Below are 17,934 nucleotides of genomic sequence, written 5' to 3' on the forward strand. Positions count from 1 at the left end.
AATATGAGTTTAAAATATGTAACTCCGGCAGAACGGTTTAAAAGATATCTACCAAAAGATTATGTAGAGTTAGTTGACTATGGTCCATTTGGAAAGAGCCAGGATGAAGCTGGCCCTGGTAATATGGGACAGTTCAAAGAATTGATGGAAGAACATCCAATGTGTTCTGGTTGTTGGATGGCGTATTACATCAGACTGATTTTTGCTTCACTACCATGTCCTGAAGAGACTGTTACACTTGGTACAGCTGGATGTGGTCGTTTGGCTATCTCACAAGCTGCTGTTCCATTTATTTATGGTAACTATGGCGACCAAAATGCTATGGCTTCTGGGTTATCACGTGCATTCAGATTACGCTTTCCTGATAAGCATAAGGACGTTATTACAATAGCAGGTGATGGTGGTACAATGGACATCGGTTTTAGTATGACTATGCACTCTTGGATCCGTGGTGAAAAATTCACAACAATCATGCTTGATAATGAAGTTTATGGTAATACTGGTGGTCAAGAGAGTGGTATGTCTCCTAAGGGTGCTGTATTGAAAATGGCTCCGGAAGGTAAAAAGTTTGAAAAGATGCCTGCTACAGCATTGGCAAAAGCTGCTGGTTGTGTGTATATTGTAAAGATGTCACCAACAAATATCAAAAAAGCAGCAAAAGTCATTAGAAGAGCAATCTTTGTTGCTAGAGAAGTGGGTCCTACATTCATTCACGCATACACTTCATGTAATATCGAATATTCTATTCCTACGGAGGAAGTATTTGCAGATGCAAGAGCGCAAGAGAAAGATCGCTTCCAATTTGAAGAGTATATGACAGATGAAGCAAAAGCCGTGATAGAGCGAGTAGAAGCTGAAGAGAAAGCAACGTTAAGAGCGAAAAAAGGTAAAATTGCAGAGGAGGTAAGTTAATATGGAAGCTAGAAAAAGATATAATATACGCATCTCTGGGCTAGGTGGGCAGGGTGTTGTTACCACTGCGCACATTCTTGGTTCGACTATGGACAATGCAGGAAAATATGCATCGTTGGTACCGTTCTTTGGTTCTGAAAAAAGAATGGCACCTGTTGAAGCTTATGTAAGAGCTTCATCAGAACCAATTTATGAAGTGGGTGAAGTTGTTTACCCTGACATCATTATGATTTATCACTCTCAAGTTGTTACACATGGTAAATCATACACAATGCCATTTTATACAGGTCTTAAACCAAACAGTCTAATAATTATTAATTCTGACTTTGATGTTCTTGAAGAAGAAGATAAGAAAGTACTTAGAGATCTAAATGCAAAAGTTGTTCAATTTGATGCTACGGACTTAGCAGTAAAAGTAGCTGGTACTGAACTTGCAACAAATATGGCTATGATGGGTATGCTTCTTGGTCTTACAGAACTTGTAACTGAAGAAAATATTGAAGCAGCTGTAAAAGAGAGATTCTTGGGAAGCTCATTTGTTGCTTCTGGTGGTACAGCTGCTCTAGACTCTGCTATCGAGAAAAAATTTAAGAAAAAAGAAGAATTGCTTGAAAAAAATATGGACGTTATCAAGAAAACTTTTGAGATGGCAAATTCTGTAGATCTAACTGGTAGTGATTTAGTTATCCAACTAGCACCGAATCTATAAAAAAGAAGGAATAATATGTATTATGTAGCAAAAGTTAATTCAGACATGTGTGCTGAGCATAAATGTAACATGTGTACACTATATTGTCCAGAAGCTAATACGCTGATGTTCAATAAAGATGGGAATACATCTTGGGTAGATGAAGATAGATGTAAAGGCTGTGCACTTTGTGTGTATGTGTGTACTGACATGCTTAGTCGAGATTGTATTTCGATGGAAATGGTTCACGGTAAAGAAGAATAAGCTTTAAACACATTAGTCACCCTCTTGGGTGACTTTCATAGATGATATCTCTTATCATCTAGCAATATAATTAATAAAAATCCTCATATGACAAATTTCATATCTAGTGACACTTCCTTTTATAACATAGAAGCATTCTTTAACTAATTGAAGTTAATTTTTTTAAAAAGTTAATTTTAGACAATAATGCTAAAATTAGTAATTAAAACCAAAAGGATTATAGTGAAAGTTACAGTAAATAAAATAGATGATATTAACTTTATTATGAGTGGTACAATTAACAATAGTGTGATTGAAGGCAAGGTTGCCAAATTTAAAGAGCAAGATGCTAAAGAACCAAAGAATGATGAGTCTGCTGATGAAAATATTGAGCAAGCTGCAGCAGGGGAAGTATTTAAAGAATTCATTGATGCTGGAATAAAAGAAGCAAATATTGATGTGGAAAGTATTTTAGGTCAGCCTGGACTTAAAAAGTATGAGCAAAAAGATAGTAGTGTATATTTTGAAGTTGAGCTAGCTATTTCTCCAGAGATTAATGTAGATATTGACTATGCAGACATAGTACCTAATTATACAAAGCCAACTGCAGCACCTGAAGTTGTAGAAGCTAAGCTTGTAGAATTTGCTCAACAACAAGCGCCATTTACAAAGATAGAAATAGCAAGACCCATTGAAAATGGTGATGTTGCTGTAATTGATTTTACAGGTTTTGTAGATAATAAGACTTTTGAAGGGGGCAGTGCTGAGAAATTCAACCTCAAAGTAGGTTCTAACTCATTTATCCCTGGGTTTGAAGAACAACTTATTGGTATGGAATATAACCAAGAAAAAGATGTTATTGTAAGTTTTCCTGATGACTATTCAGCCGAAGATTTAGCGGGCAAAGAAGCTAGATTTATTGTTAAACTTCACGAAATTCAAGAACAAAAACCTGAAAGATTAGATGATGCTTTTGCACAAAAAATATTTGCTGACAAAACGGCCACTCTTGATAAACTTAGAAATCAAGTATCAGAACAAGCAACAGCTGAAGAATTATCAAAACTTTATATGAGTGAACTTAAGCCTAAAGTGGTAGAAGGCTTACTTGCTAAGTTTGATTTCACATTGCCTAATAACATAGTAGAGCAAGAGATAGATGCAAAGGTTCGTGAAAAAACAAGATCATTTAGCGAAGAGCAACATAAGTCTTATATGGAAGATAAAGGTAAATTTAAAGAGCTAAGAGAATCTGTACGCGAGGAAGCAAGAAAAAGTATTAAAATGACACTTATTGTTGAAGCCTTAGCTAAAAAAGAGGGTATTGAAGTACATGAACAAGAAGTCATTGCAGCACTCGGATACCAAGCTACGATGACAGGTCAAGATCCACAAAAGTTATTGCAATACTACCAAGATAACAACTTAATGATATCAGCAAAAATGGGACTAACAGAAGACAAGCTTTTTGGTGTAATACTTGGATTTCATAAAGCATAAATAATGCTTGATAAGATGGATGAAAGTTGGATAGAAAAGATTTGGAAATGGGCAGATAAAAATAATATTTCTGATTTAGAGTGGATAGAACACGATTCTTATTTAGAGGGTGGTTATTTCAGAGGATTACCAAGAAGCAAAGATAAGTTACTGAACTTAACGGAGCTAAATCTTCTTGGTTCTCAACTCTCTGAACTACCAGTAGAGATAGGAAACCTTGTTAATTTAAATAAGCTTTATCTCTTGGGAAATCAACTCTCTGAACTACCAGTAGAGATAGGTAATCTGATAAATTTAAAAGAGATTTATATTGCAGGAAATCAGTTAAGAGAATTACCAAAGCAAATAGGATCTCTAATAAACTTAAAACTTCTTCTTCTTCAAGAAAATCAAATAACAACAATACCAAAAGAGATTGGAGACCTTCTAAATTTAACGATTTTAGAACTTGGAGGAAACCAGCTTACCTCTCTTCCAAAAGAAATAGGAAAACTTAGAAATTTAACTAAATTAACTCTTTGGAAGAATAAGCTTACAAAGCTACCAAAAGAGGTAGAAAATCTTTTAAACTTAATAGAACTCGATTGTGTTTACAATAAGCTAGAATTAACAAAAGAACATGTTCAATGGCTAGAAAATTTAATGACTAAGAACTGTATAGTTAGTATATAAATGGAAATTAGCTCTTAATAAGTATAATGGCCTGAATATTTAAGACAGAAATTCAGCGAAGTTAATTTCTAAAATAGTTAAAATATTATGAAATTAATGGAGAGAAATATGAGTCGAAAAAAAGGTCAAACTTATAGTGCAGAACAAAAGACTACAATAGTGCTAGAGTTACTCAAAGAAGAAGAGACTATAGCGCAGATAGCAACTAAGTATAAAATCACTGCTCAGTCCATATCAAAGTGGAAGAAGCAATTTTTAGAAAATGCTTCACTAGCTTTTGAACCAGCTAAAGCGGTACAAGAGTTTAAAAATGAAATCAAGACTAAAGATGAAGAGATAGAAGAGCTTCAAAAACAACTGGGTAAATCTGTTGTTGAAAAGGAATGGCTCGCAAAAAAGCTAGAGAGCTCGGTCTCATATAAAGAGAGAAAAACTCTCATAGAGAACGGGCTTGAACTTACTAAAACAATCCAATGTAAATTACTGGGTATTAGTCGTGCTACTCACTACTATAAACCAGTGTCCATGAGCAAAGTAAATCTAAAAATAATGCATACCATAGACGAGATAGCCACAGACAACTCCGAGTACGGCTACAGATTTATTCATCAACAACTGCTTGAAGATGGCTATAGTATTGGCAAAGACAGAGTCTTAAAATATATGCAGTTTATGGGGATACAAGCGATATATCCAACAAAAAAGAAGTTGACAAGTATCAAAAACCAAGAACATAAAATCTACGAGTATCTGCTCAAAGAGTACTGGACAAAAAACGGAAGAACTAAGCAGATATATGTTCCAGCACCAAACGAAGTTTGGAGCGGTGATATTACTTACATCAGAACTAATGGTGGGTTTATGTATCTTGCTGCAGTTATAGACTGGCACACTAAAGCAATACTATCCTATAAGATATCAAATTCTATGGATGCAACGCTTGCAACTGATGTACTCAAAGAAGCACTTGCAAAATATCCTAAACCAAAGATATTTAACTCAGACCAAGGTAGCAAGTACACAAGTTATGAGCATACTCAAACTTTAAAACAACATGACATTCAAATCTCAATGAATGGAAGAGGAAGATCAATCGACAATATAGTCATTGAACGTTTCTTCAGAACTCTCAAACATGGAAATATCTATATCAGCGATTATCAATCAATTAAGGAGCTAAAAGAAGGTGTCAAAAACTACATTCATAAATATAATTTCAAAAGATTTCATTCAGCTATTGCTTATCAAAAACCAATGAATCTGTATCTTGAATTTATAAAAAATGTAGGGTAAGGTGACAGTTAGAGGTGGAAATTAATTAAGCTGAAAAGTTGTCTTGATTTTTCAGGCCATTATAAAGGTTATGTTTTTACTGGGTTAGTAATTGTCTAGTTTATAGGGGACATTCCAGTATGGGGTTAAGAGGACTTAACGAGGTGTAAAGTACAGTCAGTACTTCTGTATTTTGATTATAGCGTTGATCGCTTTGGGAAATCATTTTTTTGAAAAAAGACTTTAACAAAATTAATTTATTTCTTTAAGCTTTGGATTGTAAAAACTACTTTTTAACAGTATTTATACTATTTATCTTAACTCTGCAGTTGAAAATAAGCGATTACAACTTGGGCTTATATCAATTGTTTGACCAATGTAGCTAGAACTACGACTCTATCACTGATCTCTTTTCCTTCTAGTAGTTTCTTTGATTAGTTATTTAAGATTGAACTCTTTGTTAACCTGTCTGTCCTTTTAAATCTGAAATTCTACCGGACTGACACAAAATTTTTAAGACGCTCTATTCGGATTTTTTGCAACAGCTGCTCGAACATCTTCATTATCATCTTTACTCAATTTTACCAAAGTCTCAACGGGTGTGCTTGGATTTACTGAAACAGATGCTCGAATATTTTCGTCTTCATCTTCACTTAATTTATTTAATATATTAACTGGAGTATTTGGATTTCCAGCAACCCAATATGCCATCAATCTATCTTTACTTAGCTCAACCAAAGTCTCAACGGGTGTGCTTAGATGTTCTGCAACAAATTCTCGAACATACTCACTCTCATCTTTACTCATTTTATCTAATGTTTCAGATGATGTATTTATATGTGCAGCAACTCTCACACGAACAAATTGACTCTCATCTTCACTTAACTTATCTAAAGTCTCAGCAGATGTATTTGGATTTTGCGTAAGCATTCTTCGAATATTCTCGTCATCACTTCTAGCTAACTTTAACTCTTCTATATTTGTCATATTATTACCTTTATAGTTTTTAATTTATTTTACCTATTAATCAATTATTTAATTTTAGCTTTTAATATCTTATTGAAGCATTAGGACCAATAATAACTGAAAATATTTAAAAAGATGTAAGTAGAGAATTAAGCTAAAAGATTCACTAAAAAGTAATATATATTAAGTCTCTCTGAACCATGTTAAAAAGGTAATAAATAAATATAAAGAAAAGGTTACTATTCACTTATTTTTTTACAATTAATCCTCTGCTTATTCTGATTTAACTTCTCTAGATAAAAGGGAAGGCTTAGATATATTAATATTATATTAATTTAGTTATTTAGTTATTAAGATACGATAAGATAATGATAAAATATATAAAAATTATTATGAGGTATGATAATATGGCTGACAAGAAAATGACGCGTTACTTAGAAATACAAATGGATGAACTTAAAGCTGCTATTGGAGTGGATGCGGAGGAGCAGGATTCTGCTCCAAATAATAATAAAGCTAAAAATAATAAAGCTAAAAATGCTGACGTTGCAAAACTATATGAAGATGCCGCAGAATATGAAGAAGAGTTGCAATGTTTTGAAGAAGAGTTAGAAATAATAAATGCAAGTGAACTCAAAGACATGGCTGGAGCATTAACCCAAAAGCTTCCAGATGAAGAGAGAAATTATGCAAAAGAGTTAAAAGCTATCTTAATAGCAGGTTGGACACACCTTGTAGAAGTTGAAAAAATACATCCAATTGAGCAATTAGAGCTTATTAAAGAAACAGAATTTTGTGATGTTATAGAGAAACTAAATACTGAGTATCCTGATTTTGACGGTGACTTTGAAAAAAGTGTGAGAGGGATTTTGGTGAAAAGATGGGAAACTCTTATCGCCATTAAAAAAGAGCATATAGAAGAGGAGATGGAAGAGATATATATTGCAGGTCTCAAACCAAGTTTTGTGAAAAGAATATATAAACAATTCCATGGAATATCTTAATTAGTTATATTATTTATTTTATGATTATTTAATAAAGATGCTAAATGTCACTACAAAAAAAGCTGGGTTATAAGAATAACCAAGAATAAAGGTTTTAAGCTACCTTATTGGTTTAGCATGCTTCACCTGATTATTAAAATTTGATTAAGGCGTTCTCCGAATAACTACTTAAGTACCATAGTTGTTTGAGTGGTTTATTTCTGAATGTATAGAAAAACTCCCCACTCATTAGCATAAATAGTCTGCATTGAAGTTCTAAACTATAGTGCTATAGTTATCCATAACGCTATACTAATGTATTTATTGTGCACCATACTGACGTGAATCAATTTCCTCCATAAATCGCTCCAAAGAAAAGGTAAATAAATTTGCCAAATCTTGAGGAGTCTTCTCAAGGTAGCTTCGTGTCAAAGGCATATGCTGTATATGAGGATCTAGACCATTCACTGCATATGTAAACTGGATATACGGATCCCCATTACCAGAACCATCTGCAGTCATCAAAACTCCAGGTATACAATATTGAATTGTAACATCTGGGTTTACCGCAATATTATCAATGAGTCCTATAAGTGTTTGTAATTTCTCTTTTTGTTCTACTAACATGACGCTCCTCCTTTAAGGGCACTCATCTCTCCACCTAGTAATATAAAATGGATAAATGAATTTTTTAGGGGATATAAAATTATCCCATTTCTACAGAGTCTATCTCCATTTTGAATTGTTCAATAGAGAATGTAATCAAATTAGCAATTACATCAGCCTCATCTTTTAGATATCCCCTTGTTAAGTGGATTTTACGTGTTGGCTTAGTGTACTCACTCACAACATACTCCACCAAAATATAAGGGTCTTCTGAAGTATTACAAGATTGTGAAGTCATAGCTATTCCAGGCATGCAATACTCAATATTAATCTCACAATCAACCATTACATTACTAACAAGTTCAACAATTTTTTCCAGTTTTTCTTTGAGTTCTATGTCCATAATAATTCTCCTATCCCGAAGTGGTATGAGCATATCGTTCAGAATGATACACTTTGAATACATTGGATTTCAAGGTAAAGATACATCTCAATTGCCAATTTACATATAATAACAAAAAAAATTAAATTAATAATATAAAACTAAAATCAATGAAAATAATTAAGGATAAAAAAAGTTTAATAAATCATTTATATTTCACTGAGTGTTAATATTGACTTAATTAAAAAAGGGTGCATAAAACATTAACTTAAACTCGTTATATTGGTAATAAACAAAGCATTATTTATTAATACCAGAAAACATTAAGTGTTAAAAATACTAGTAATACACTTAAAGGTGGAGTGTTTTCTAATATGAAATGTATATGACTAGTTTACATTGTGGAATTAGTAGAAGTTTTAAATTGCTTTAGTGGATTATTACTTGTTTAATTATAAGAACCTACAAAAAATTATTTTGTAGGTTTTTAAGCACCGTTAGGTGCATTTAGTTAAAGGATATATTTTTAATATGCCTTTATTTAGAATATAATTATTTATGGTGTATTGTCAGCAATTTTATCCAGCACAAGATCCACCTCCACTCGGTGGGGTTTCGCCATCATCAAAGCCAATTGTAACTGGATTTCTACGCATAAGTTCTCTGATATCATCATCATCATCATCAACAGGTCTTAGACTGCTATGTATTATTATTTTATTATCGTAATCTACAGCTTCAAAAAAGTGTTTCATACAGAACTCTTGATTCATTCGGCATTCCATAACCCTTGCTTTATTAATCATATCTTCTCTTGACTCAAATGTCATATTGTTTTCAAATCCACTCTTTTTAAAGCAGCTACACTCATTTTCAATTTCTATTGTATACATTTTTATATCCTTTAATATTTACTATTCTATCTCTTTTATTACAATGAATTCACCATATTCGTACGAGTAGACCTTTTTAGCCTCTGTATCTATAATAATAGGTCTAATCCATTCATTGATAATAAAAGGTTTTGCGATTGAATTCTCAACCGCTTTTAAAACTTTTTCAAGGGGTGCTTCCATAAATGTCAGAAGTCTGACTGGTTCATGGTATGCCTTTCCTTCCAAATAAACTGATTGTATCGGAAGGCCTATTTTTAAATCACTATAATTACCATTCATTACTCCTATTTTTGAAACTGTGTTGTGATACACTTTTGAACCAGCTCCATAGACATGATTGTCAACTGTGGAGAAATAATGTTCTAAATTAATCCACTCACCTACTATTAATGGTCCATCGAAAATGCGCGTAAGGATTTCAGCATCATCATTATCTACTTTCCAATCATATGAGTGCATAAAAAACCTATTATTTAAAGCTAGATGTTTGGTAGAACTTCTAGGACCCGCAAAAACTCCCATATTTTTAGCCAATCCCCACTCTGGTCTTGGTTCAGACCAGTCCATAGATTTAATCATCATATCTTTTTCATTATGTGTGCATGGAAGAGATTGTGACCTTTCTTCTATTGATAGTGTAGACGCCTTGTTAAAATCATCTTTGATTTTTGAAAATTGTTGCATCTCTTCATGACTCAAGATATCGGTATCGAAAAATTCGATTTTATCTGTTGTTGTAATGTGAAGACCAGGGATAAACTTTGTATTTTCTGGGATATGAATCCCTTTTTCTTTCATTTTTTCTCTGACATCATGTGTATTTGCTATCATACATAGCGCTCTTGTATTTGGTAGACTTATATTTCCTCCACATGCGCCACAATCAAGGGCTGACTCAAATGGATTATTGTCTGATATACTGCCGTGACCGATAATCGTCACAAACTTAGGAAATACATCAACTTGACCAACCATTGTTAGATATTTGTATAAATATGTAACTTTTTCTTCAAGGGTAAACCCTACCATTAAAAGCTTCTGCTTTTGGTATTCGTAATCTTCAGGAGTGATCTGATATTCTGCTTTAAGTTTTTCAATCATCTTATTTGGTATATCAATACTTAGATAGTCATTTAAAATAAGATGTCTCCATATTTCATTAGTCTCTTCTTTTGAAAACTCTTTCCCCAAGCTGCTATTTAAGTATTTAGAAATTATTTTAGTATGAAGTTTGTTGATATAAATCTCAATTCTTTCAGTTGAAAGTTTATCCATCGTATATGTGGTTTTTGGTTTTTTAGGCTTAATTTTTGAAAATAGTCTATTTGTTTTTTGTGGCAAAAATGTTTTACCAAAAAGAGTGATACCAAATATCCAACCAATTGCTTCAACCATTATAAACGGGGTATACGGGTTGTTTTTTAGATCACTTAAAATTTTCTTCGTAGTTTTATTGACCCCTTTTTTTGACTTATATTCTTCTGATGACTCTTTAGGTATTTCAAAAACAACATTTCCAGGTTTAATAATGGCTGGTGCCAAAAACTGCTCATGTGCTTTGTCAAACTCTACAAAAGCTATAGGAATTCCAAGAAAACCCCCTGCACCATATGTTTTGTAAGCCCCTGTACTTTCTATATATCTACGTATAGTTTCAGAACGAACGTCCAAACAAAAAGTTGCTGAAGCTATTGGTTCTTCTTCATCTTCATTCTTAAGTTCAGTAAACTTTTCAACGTAATTATTTATGTAACTGTCTTCTAGTGATTTAAGCCAAATATACCCTTCTTCTTCTCTTAGTTTTTTTAAGATGGTAGCTAATTCTTTCAAAGGAAGATTGCTTTGTAATACCTCATTTGAGTGTTGAATTTGTAATGCGTCTAAATTCAACTCATTAGCGATATGTCCAGATAGAATTTTACTAGTTTTTTCATTGGCTTCTAAAGCATCCAAGGCTGGTCCAAAGAGCATGTTTTTATGCATAAGAAGTTGCAATATAACATCACTAATATTATTATTAGAATATTCTTCAAAAAGTTTAAAGTTACTAATCTTGCTTTTTTTTACAGATTCTAACTCATGATATAGCCTTACAGCAATATAATCTATTAATGTGCTTGGATACTGTTGCTGTGAAATATAATCTGGATCTTCTGAACGGTATTTAATAAATCCGGCCCAACCATGAAGTTTGAGAAGGTGTGTCAAAAAGTAAGATTCAATGTCTTGGACATGGAGTTGTTTTAAGGACTCCTTTACAAAGCTTTCAGCATCCCTTTCATAGGCAAAGTTTTCATAAAGTTTGAATGTTTCAAACATACCAAGTTCTCTATTTGGCATGCTGAGTGTCGTTTGATCTTCATCTAAAAAACGAGAAACAAACTCGATGATATTTTTTTCTATGTGTTCTTTGTCATCACCGCCAAAAAGTGCATCATTGATTTCATACAGTGTCATATGTTTGATTAATTGATCTAACCATGCTTTTTCATCATAGAGGATTGAATTTTCTTGCAAGTGCAAATATAGCTCATCATCAATTTTCTCTTTTTTATGTAAAAATTTAATTCTAAGATGGTTCCATTGAGGACTAACTTCCATAAGAAGTTGCTTTGCAAGTTCTAAGTCTATCTCTAAATTATTTTTATTAAGAAGATCTTTTATGTTGGCCTCAATTGTAGAAATGTCGATTTTGCCTTGCCAATATAAATCCATGAAATATGATGAATCCATATAAACCTTGCCTCCAAATATATTTTGAGCCTTCTTCAATGCATCTTTAAAATGTAAATCTTCAAAACCTTTGAGAGGATTATGATGGATAAATGAGCCAATAGGCCAATAGTTTGGGACTATATCCTTTACGGAATTTAGCTTTTCTATAATACTCATAATAGTGTCTCCTTAAATCCTAATATGCTAAGAATCAGAAGTGAGATGACAATAAGAAAATGGATTATTTTTTCTTTTGAAGTCATATGAACATAGTGGATGTTTGAATTTGGTCTGCCAAATAGAGTTTTTCTCATAACTCTCATAGCAATAAAAAAGTTACCAAAAAAGAGTGTCGTTACTACGATGTACCAAAGTAGATTCGGTTCACTATTGAAGATATAGCTTAGGAAAAAGATTGAATTTGGAAATGGTGGATAAAGAGCAAGGGCAATCAAATAAAGAGTCAGATAAGTGCCCACACATGGCGTTACAAGTGTGATTCCAGTAATATGACGATAATTGGCACTTCCATAGTTTTTTTCATAAAATTTTGCAATCAAATAGAGACCTATTAATGACACTAGAAGTGATAAACTGTACATTGCACCCTCATCCTTGAAAAGGATAAAAAATGGTGCATTTACAAATATAAAGTAGTAACCCAATTTATAAAAATTTGTTGTTTTCGCTGCTTTGTAGATGGAGAATATTGCACTAATAAGCGAGACCACAACAAGTGAAATTGCATGTTCATGCGGTACAAATAGTGAAAAAATGATAGCACATAGAAGTAAAATACCACTTAATAAAAAGATGTGCTTACTACTAAGTTTTGCAACTCTTTCCAAAATAATGTAGTAGGGTACCCCTGCAGCCAATATCAATAATAGGATATCAGATATCATGCTTTATCCTTTTTGAAAATGTTGAATAGACTAAAGAAATATCCCTCTTTTGCTACAAATCTATAAAACATCCATTTCATTTTATTTATTTCATTTTTATTTGTTGGAATATCGATGAAATGTTGATTATATATAAATATCCACCCAATAACCATAATAATAGCCAGAATGATAAGTGATGTCACAAGTGTCATGTTGAATGTTGCTGCTTGGTAAAAGAGTTGAGCATCATCTTTATATAAAAAGTGTTCTAGTGACAATCCGACAAATTCATACGTGAACAAGATAATAATAAATGAGCTAATAAGTGCAAAGACTACTTTTATAGTTTCAGATTTAGATACTTTAAAAAATGACAAGAAGAGTTGTGTACCAGTAAGCCAACCAAATGCCAAAATAACAATTGAAGCATTGAACTCAAAAAATTCTTCACTTAAAACCATTTTAATCCCAATAAAAATAATAATTGGGAGGATGGTAAAAAATGCCAAGTAATTGAAAATTTTAGTACCTTTGCTTTTAAGTTTTTCTTCCCAAAAAAGCTCATAAGAAAGACGTTTAGGAAGGTTTGATTCGTGCCTAGCCAACCGTATAAGAGCACCTGATTCTAAAAAGAGTGTAGCTTTAAATATGCCATGTACAATCAGGTGATAGATAGCTAGGGAAAATGCACCAAGACCAATTTCCATAATCATGTATCCCATTTGTCCTGCAGTTGAGTATCCGAGTGAACGTTTTATATCAGAGACTGTAAGCATAATGACAGATGCAAAAATTGCAGTGACAAGGCCAACTATAAATGCAATATTAAGTACAGCTGGTGCCAACAGCAGCAGATAAGCCAACTTATTAAGTAAAATCCCTCCAACATTTACAACTCCAGCATGCATCACAGCTGATACAGGGGTGGGGGCTTCAGACGTGTAAGGCAACCAAATATGAAACGGCATAATGGCAGATTTCATCATAGCAGCTATCAAGAAAAGTAGTCCAATTACAAAAATCATTGGATTGTCAACAGTGTTTTTGGACATTGCCAACCATTTTTCACTCAGTATGGCCAGGTCAAAACTTTCAAATATTTGATAGGTCAGAATTATGGCAAATAAAAATACTAAATCAGCACCTTTATGAATAATCATAATCCATTTAGCTTGTTTTACAGCTGTGTTTGAAGCTACATTAAATGATACAAGAAGGTATAGGCTAATACTCAAAAGTTGCCAAGCAAGTGCTAGTACAATAAGATTATTACTCATTACAAGTAAATAGATTGCTGAAAAGATAAAGTTTAAAAGAATAAAAAATCTTCTATAACCCTCTTCATCCCACATATATTTAGTCGCATATTTACGAATTACTAAACCTAAAATTGCAACATATGGAACTAAAATAGCTGAGAGTTCGTTATAAATAAGCAATCCATCAAATCCAACAACTGGTGCATCATTACTTATTACGTAATATGTTCCATACAATCCAAGTATCGCAATCATACTTGAGAGTATGATGCTGACTTTTGGAATAAGCTCTTTTTTTCTGACAAAATATAGAATAAATGCTATAAAAATTGGTATGCTTGGAATGAGCAATATGATTTTTTCCACTAAAAACTCCTGTAGTCCACTAAAAATTCCTATCTAACAAGTGTATAATTCGCTATTAATTATAGCCAGTACACTGACTAAATAGTGAATTTAACACATATACTTACTACTACATCTTTCTTCGCCTGTAGTGTAACAGGTATTAACCGTCTTTCAAAGAGAGATGTTTAGATGTACACTTATTTTTGCAATTTATAGGTAAATTGTAATTATAATTGCAAAAAAACAGTATTGTACTTGATACCCCTACTCTGAATAGAAGAAGTTTTATACAAACTCACTCTAGTCTGATTAACTTGAGGGTGTGTCTATGGAACTGAAAACTTCAACTTTCTCACTATGTAAGACTTCTTTCTTTGTAGTGAATGACAAGGCATCTAAGTCTTTTTCTCCAGTTCGTATACGTTCTACTTCAAGTACTGGGGTAACCCACATTTTACCTGTACCATGTTCGATATCCTGTGCATTAGCACGAATAGCTTCCATAGCCTTCTCTTTATGAATAGTGTCTGCTACTACAATCACAATTAATACTTTTTCAATTAGCTTATTTTCTTTATTGAAGCATCCTTTACCAACAACATTAGTAATAGTAATACCATGAATCTTTTCATCGTGAAGACCTTGTACTACATCATCGATTACTGATGGATTTAAAACGGCATTTATCTGAAACATTTGGAATCCTTTATGTTTAAAATTATTAACGACTACAAAATAGTTTTGTTATGGAAATTTTTATCATTAATACTGTTAAGTTAACTTAAATATACGAGGTATGATTTACTGATTAAGTTAAAATTTAGGTTATGGAAACACTCCTAATAATTGGAAAACTAATTTTTGTAACAATCCTCAAATACAGGGTAGGTCGAATATGCAATACCTTTTAGATAGAAGAAATGATTGATATGAAAGATATGTTCTCTTGATAATAGTTATAATATATCATTAAAATTACATAAAGGATTGTTACTTTTTGTAACTATAGTTTCATCTGGTTACAGATGATAAATAAATAATATTAGAATAAAGTCATTGCCAATTATAAATAACTTTGATACTTTAAAATGCTTGACTGTCTTGTTTCCTCGTTATTTTGTGATTGCTGATTTGGTCATAAAAGAGTAAAAAAAGCTTTCTACTGCGGTATTACATCGTAATAACTCTTATTTAAATGCTTTGGATAATCATGTACCATAGTTTATATTAGATAAATCGTTAATTTTCATTTCTTCACTTTCTTTTAGCCATTAAATTTATTTATAAATTATTTTTAATATATTAAGTTAAAGAAAAGTCAAAGGTTTTTCAAGTAAAGTCCATATTGAAAAACATAAATGTAGCTGATAAAAAATTTGTTATGCTAATAAAAAATGTGTTATGAATACTATAAATAACTTTTCTTAAGATTATTTTGCATATAGTGTTTTTAATGCTACATTGCTAATTATTAGTTATGATAATTTTATCATGACTAATATCTATGTTTAAGTCATCATATGGAGTAAAAAATGTATTATGTAGCAAAAGTTAATTCAGACATGTGTGCTGAGCATAAATGTAATATGTGTACACTATATTGTCCAGAAGCGAATACGCTGATGTTCAATAAAGATGGGAATACATCTTGGGTAGATGAAGATAGATGTAAAGGCTGTGCACTTTGTGTGTACGTGTGTACTGACATGCTTAGTCGAGATTGTATTTCGATGGAAATGGTTCATGGTAAAGAAGAGTAAGTCTATAAATTATATTTAATTAAAACTTATACTATAAAAAAAATTCATAGGAGAACTTATGGCAAATCAAGGCCCAGCGTATTATTCACCGTATCCAACGGCTGTATATGAAGGTGTAATTACACCACCAGAAGGAAAAGCACTTTTATTAACCGAGGTGGTTGATGAAGAAATTGCAATGAGAGAAATTGCAAAAGTTATGTTGACAAGTGAAAATGCAACTATTTTCCCTGGTCCACAAGTATTATATGGTTTCAATGAAGAAGCTAAGAAAAAAGCTAAACTTATCAAAGAGATGGCAGAAGTTCTTAATTCTAAAATGATTCCAATGTACGATTATAGACCAAAGTATCCAAAGATTGATGCTGAAGTTGAGATTAATCCAAATCATCCAAACTTAACAATTTGGCATAACAATATTAAAGCAGCAATCTTTATTGGTGTTCATTGTCATTATGCAAATGTTGCTTTAAAGATTGTAAGAGCAGAAACAGACTGTTATACAATCGCGATTTGTGGTTTGTCAGGGCATGAAGATGCAATGGCTACATTAAGAGACCAGCATTCTTCAGAGCTTGAGAAATTCATCAAAATAGCTAGAGAAGTTAAAGCTGAGCTTGGTAAATAGGTAGGAGATAATAATGAGTAAAATTACTGATATGACAAAAACACATAATTGGTCTGGACAAAAATTAGTTACAGCAGACCATTTACTTTTCGATGCTCCAAGAGAAAAACACTTTATGACTGGTTCTGAAGTTTTAAAAGAAGCCGTTAAAAGATGTACAGTTGATGCATCTGTATCATACCCTATTACGCCACAATCTGAAGCAGCTCACCTTATAGGTGAACTATGGGCAGAAGGTTATGTAGGTGTATACTTTAGAGGTGAGAATGAATTTGGTGTTATGTCTGAAGTTGCTGGTTGTGCGATGGCCGGTGCTAGAACAATTACAACGACTTCAGGTCCAGGTACACTAAGAGCAATGGAAAACTTTGCTCAGTGGTCTGGTACAAGAATTCCATGTCAACTTATCCTTATGGCTCGTGGTATTAATTCACCACTTACAATTCAGCCGGATAACTTAGAAGTTTCATATATGCTAGAAACTGGTTGTCAGATTTGGTATGCTGAAAACGTACAAGAACTTTTTGATATGTCAATTGCAGCATTTATCGTAGCTGAAAAACCTGATGTTCATGTTCCAATTATTACAGTTGTTGATGGATTCTTTGTATCTCATACTCGTGAAGCAGTAATGCTTCCAGCTGATGATATTGCACTTTTTCCATATGAGCCATATAAATCTCCACTACCTCCGATTGATTCAGAAACACCTCCGGGACGTTTCCTAAGAGATCCATTTGTAATGAAGTCTAACTATATTTCTTATGCTACACATGCTAGTTGGCAATGGGAAGTTAGATCTGCGGTTGAGCGTTCACGTCCATACGCTAAACATTTCCTTAATGGTCTTGTACATGTTACTGGTGAAGAAGATGCTGAGATTGCATTTGTTACTTGTGGTACTGCTTCTAATCAAGCTAAAGAAGCACATAGAGAATTAATGAAACTGGGAATTAAGACTAAAGTTATTAAACTAAGAACTATTAGACCTTTCCCGACAGAAGAACTTATTGAAGCTTTAGAAGGTGTAAAAAATGTATTTGTACCTGAATTTAATGTTGTTGGTTGGCTAGAAAAAGAAGTAAAAACTGCACTTTATAAAAAGTCTGACGCTGATGTTGTCGGCGGACCAAGAGTTGCTGGTGGTATGAGTATGCCTGCTGAAGCAATCATTCAAGAAGTTATGGAAAAAATTAACCCTGGAAAAGGAGCATAAC

At 32.7% G+C, this 17,934-nt stretch carries 18 protein-coding genes; 10 read left to right on the forward strand and 8 right to left on the reverse strand.

The features are described from left to right. The first annotated feature begins 3 nt into the window (after positions 1 to 3). From HUE87_RS03690 to HUE87_RS03715, 6 genes are all read left to right on the forward strand, one after another. The gene (locus HUE87_RS03690) at positions 4 to 912 is read left to right on the forward strand and encodes a thiamine pyrophosphate-dependent enzyme (RefSeq protein ID WP_194367391.1); all 909 of its coding nucleotides are present in this window, start codon (positions 4 to 6) and stop codon (positions 910 to 912) included. A gap of 1 nt (position 913) precedes the next feature. Continuing rightward, the gene (locus HUE87_RS03695; RefSeq protein ID WP_194367392.1) at positions 914 to 1,621 is read left to right on the forward strand and encodes a 2-oxoacid:ferredoxin oxidoreductase subunit gamma family protein; all 708 of its coding nucleotides are present in this window, start codon (positions 914 to 916) and stop codon (positions 1,619 to 1,621) included. Positions 1,622 to 1,636: 15 nt separating this feature from the next. Beyond that, on the forward strand, positions 1,637 to 1,864 hold the full coding sequence (locus HUE87_RS03700; protein ID WP_194367393.1) for a ferredoxin oxidoreductase: 228 nt from the start codon (positions 1,637 to 1,639) through the stop codon (positions 1,862 to 1,864). A gap of 222 nt (positions 1,865 to 2,086) precedes the next feature. Continuing rightward, positions 2,087 to 3,343 carry a trigger factor gene (tig, locus tag HUE87_RS03705; RefSeq protein WP_194367394.1) on the forward strand — a complete coding sequence of 419 codons (1,257 nt, stop codon included), beginning with the start codon at positions 2,087 to 2,089 and terminating at the stop codon, positions 3,341 to 3,343. Between the two features lie 3 nt (positions 3,344 to 3,346). Further along, on the forward strand, positions 3,347 to 4,015 hold the full coding sequence (locus HUE87_RS03710) for a leucine-rich repeat domain-containing protein (protein ID WP_194367395.1): 669 nt from the start codon (positions 3,347 to 3,349) through the stop codon (positions 4,013 to 4,015). 87 nt (positions 4,016 to 4,102) lie between these two features. Next, on the forward strand, positions 4,103 to 5,308 hold the full coding sequence (locus HUE87_RS03715) for an IS3 family transposase (protein WP_430732978.1): 1,206 nt from the start codon (positions 4,103 to 4,105) through the stop codon (positions 5,306 to 5,308). A gap of 492 nt (positions 5,309 to 5,800) precedes the next feature. On the opposite strand, the gene HUE87_RS03720 is transcribed toward HUE87_RS03715, so the two are convergent. Next, positions 5,801 to 6,274 (reverse strand): HEAT repeat domain-containing protein, encoded by a 474-nt coding sequence (locus HUE87_RS03720; RefSeq protein WP_194367397.1) that lies wholly within the window; start codon positions 6,272 to 6,274, stop codon positions 5,801 to 5,803. A gap of 386 nt (positions 6,275 to 6,660) precedes the next feature. Between HUE87_RS03720 and HUE87_RS03725 the strand changes: the two genes are divergently transcribed. Further along, complete coding sequence (locus HUE87_RS03725) at positions 6,661 to 7,257, forward strand: hypothetical protein (RefSeq protein WP_194367398.1); 597 nt, start codon at positions 6,661 to 6,663, stop codon at positions 7,255 to 7,257. Positions 7,258 to 7,557: 300 nt separating this feature from the next. Here the strand turns inward: HUE87_RS03725 and HUE87_RS03730 are convergent, their stop codons facing one another. The 7 genes from HUE87_RS03730 to HUE87_RS03760 form a co-directional block, all read right to left on the reverse strand. After that, on the reverse strand, positions 7,558 to 7,863 hold the full coding sequence (locus HUE87_RS03730; protein WP_194367399.1) for a hypothetical protein: 306 nt from the start codon (positions 7,861 to 7,863) through the stop codon (positions 7,558 to 7,560). 79 nt (positions 7,864 to 7,942) lie between these two features. Continuing rightward, positions 7,943 to 8,245 (reverse strand): hypothetical protein, encoded by a 303-nt coding sequence (locus HUE87_RS03735; RefSeq protein ID WP_194367400.1) that lies wholly within the window; start codon positions 8,243 to 8,245, stop codon positions 7,943 to 7,945. 557 nt (positions 8,246 to 8,802) lie between these two features. After that, the gene (locus HUE87_RS03740) at positions 8,803 to 9,117 is read right to left on the reverse strand and encodes a hypothetical protein (protein ID WP_194367401.1); all 315 of its coding nucleotides are present in this window, start codon (positions 9,115 to 9,117) and stop codon (positions 8,803 to 8,805) included. A gap of 21 nt (positions 9,118 to 9,138) precedes the next feature. Next, positions 9,139 to 12,012, reverse strand: a complete 2,874-nt coding sequence (locus HUE87_RS03745; RefSeq protein ID WP_194367402.1) for a putative inorganic carbon transporter subunit DabA — start codon at positions 12,010 to 12,012, stop codon at positions 9,139 to 9,141. Then, a complete protein-coding gene (locus HUE87_RS03750) occupies positions 12,009 to 12,740 on the reverse strand; it encodes a hypothetical protein (protein WP_194367403.1) in 732 nt (243 codons plus the stop codon). Before HUE87_RS03750 ends, HUE87_RS03745 begins: the two co-directional genes overlap by 4 nt. Beyond that, positions 12,737 to 14,347, reverse strand: a complete 1,611-nt coding sequence (locus tag HUE87_RS03755) for a proton-conducting transporter transmembrane domain-containing protein (RefSeq protein WP_194367404.1) — start codon at positions 14,345 to 14,347, stop codon at positions 12,737 to 12,739. The genes HUE87_RS03750 and HUE87_RS03755 overlap by 4 nt, the downstream gene beginning before the upstream one ends. Positions 14,348 to 14,638: 291 nt before the next feature. After that, entirely contained in the window at positions 14,639 to 15,025 is a 387-nt protein-coding gene (locus HUE87_RS03760; protein ID WP_194367405.1) for a P-II family nitrogen regulator, read from the reverse strand. An 836-nt stretch (positions 15,026 to 15,861) separates the two neighbouring features. On the opposite strand from HUE87_RS03760, the gene HUE87_RS03765 reads away from it, so the two are divergent. Genes HUE87_RS03765 through HUE87_RS03775 form a run of 3 tightly spaced genes read left to right on the forward strand, consistent with a single transcriptional unit; the run spans position 15,862 to position 17,933 of the window. Continuing rightward, the gene (locus HUE87_RS03765; RefSeq protein ID WP_194367393.1) at positions 15,862 to 16,089 is read left to right on the forward strand and encodes a ferredoxin oxidoreductase; all 228 of its coding nucleotides are present in this window, start codon (positions 15,862 to 15,864) and stop codon (positions 16,087 to 16,089) included. A 58-nt stretch (positions 16,090 to 16,147) separates the two neighbouring features. Continuing rightward, complete coding sequence (locus HUE87_RS03770; protein WP_194367406.1) at positions 16,148 to 16,717, forward strand: carbon monoxide dehydrogenase beta subunit family protein; 570 nt, start codon at positions 16,148 to 16,150, stop codon at positions 16,715 to 16,717. 13 nt (positions 16,718 to 16,730) lie between these two features. Next, on the forward strand, positions 16,731 to 17,933 hold the full coding sequence (locus HUE87_RS03775) for a transketolase C-terminal domain-containing protein (RefSeq protein WP_194367407.1): 1,203 nt from the start codon (positions 16,731 to 16,733) through the stop codon (positions 17,931 to 17,933). Position 17,934 lies beyond the last annotated feature (1 nt).

Origin of the sequence: Candidatus Sulfurimonas marisnigri (genome assembly GCF_015265475.1) — a bacterium.
GTDB lineage: Bacteria > Campylobacterota > Campylobacteria > Campylobacterales > Sulfurimonadaceae > Sulfurimonas > Sulfurimonas marisnigri.

Bases quoted from the DNA above. Each gene is read 5' to 3' on its own strand.
- HUE87_RS03690 (WP_194367391.1), top strand. From the start codon at position 4: ATGAGTTTAAAATATGTAACTCCGGCAGAACGGTTTAAAAGATATCTA.
- HUE87_RS03695 (WP_194367392.1), top strand. From the start codon at position 914: ATGGAAGCTAGAAAAAGATATAATATACGCATCTCTGGGCTAGGTGGG.
- HUE87_RS03700 (WP_194367393.1), top strand. From the start codon at position 1,637: ATGTATTATGTAGCAAAAGTTAATTCAGACATGTGTGCTGAGCATAAA.
- HUE87_RS03710 (WP_194367395.1), top strand. From the start codon at position 3,347: ATGCTTGATAAGATGGATGAAAGTTGGATAGAAAAGATTTGGAAATGG.
- HUE87_RS03715 (WP_430732978.1), top strand. From the start codon at position 4,103: ATGAAATTAATGGAGAGAAATATGAGTCGAAAAAAAGGTCAAACTTAT.
- HUE87_RS03720 (WP_194367397.1), bottom strand. From the start codon at position 6,274: ATGACAAATATAGAAGAGTTAAAGTTAGCTAGAAGTGATGACGAGAAT.
- HUE87_RS03725 (WP_194367398.1), top strand. From the start codon at position 6,661: ATGGCTGACAAGAAAATGACGCGTTACTTAGAAATACAAATGGATGAA.
- HUE87_RS03730 (WP_194367399.1), bottom strand. From the start codon at position 7,863: ATGTTAGTAGAACAAAAAGAGAAATTACAAACACTTATAGGACTCATT.
- HUE87_RS03735 (WP_194367400.1), bottom strand. From the start codon at position 8,245: ATGGACATAGAACTCAAAGAAAAACTGGAAAAAATTGTTGAACTTGTT.
- HUE87_RS03740 (WP_194367401.1), bottom strand. From the start codon at position 9,117: ATGTATACAATAGAAATTGAAAATGAGTGTAGCTGCTTTAAAAAGAGT.
- HUE87_RS03745 (WP_194367402.1), bottom strand. From the start codon at position 12,012: ATGAGTATTATAGAAAAGCTAAATTCCGTAAAGGATATAGTCCCAAAC.
- HUE87_RS03750 (WP_194367403.1), bottom strand. From the start codon at position 12,740: ATGATATCTGATATCCTATTATTGATATTGGCTGCAGGGGTACCCTAC.
- HUE87_RS03760 (WP_194367405.1), bottom strand. From the start codon at position 15,025: ATGTTTCAGATAAATGCCGTTTTAAATCCATCAGTAATCGATGATGTA.
- HUE87_RS03765 (WP_194367393.1), top strand. From the start codon at position 15,862: ATGTATTATGTAGCAAAAGTTAATTCAGACATGTGTGCTGAGCATAAA.
- HUE87_RS03770 (WP_194367406.1), top strand. From the start codon at position 16,148: ATGGCAAATCAAGGCCCAGCGTATTATTCACCGTATCCAACGGCTGTA.
- HUE87_RS03775 (WP_194367407.1), top strand. From the start codon at position 16,731: ATGAGTAAAATTACTGATATGACAAAAACACATAATTGGTCTGGACAA.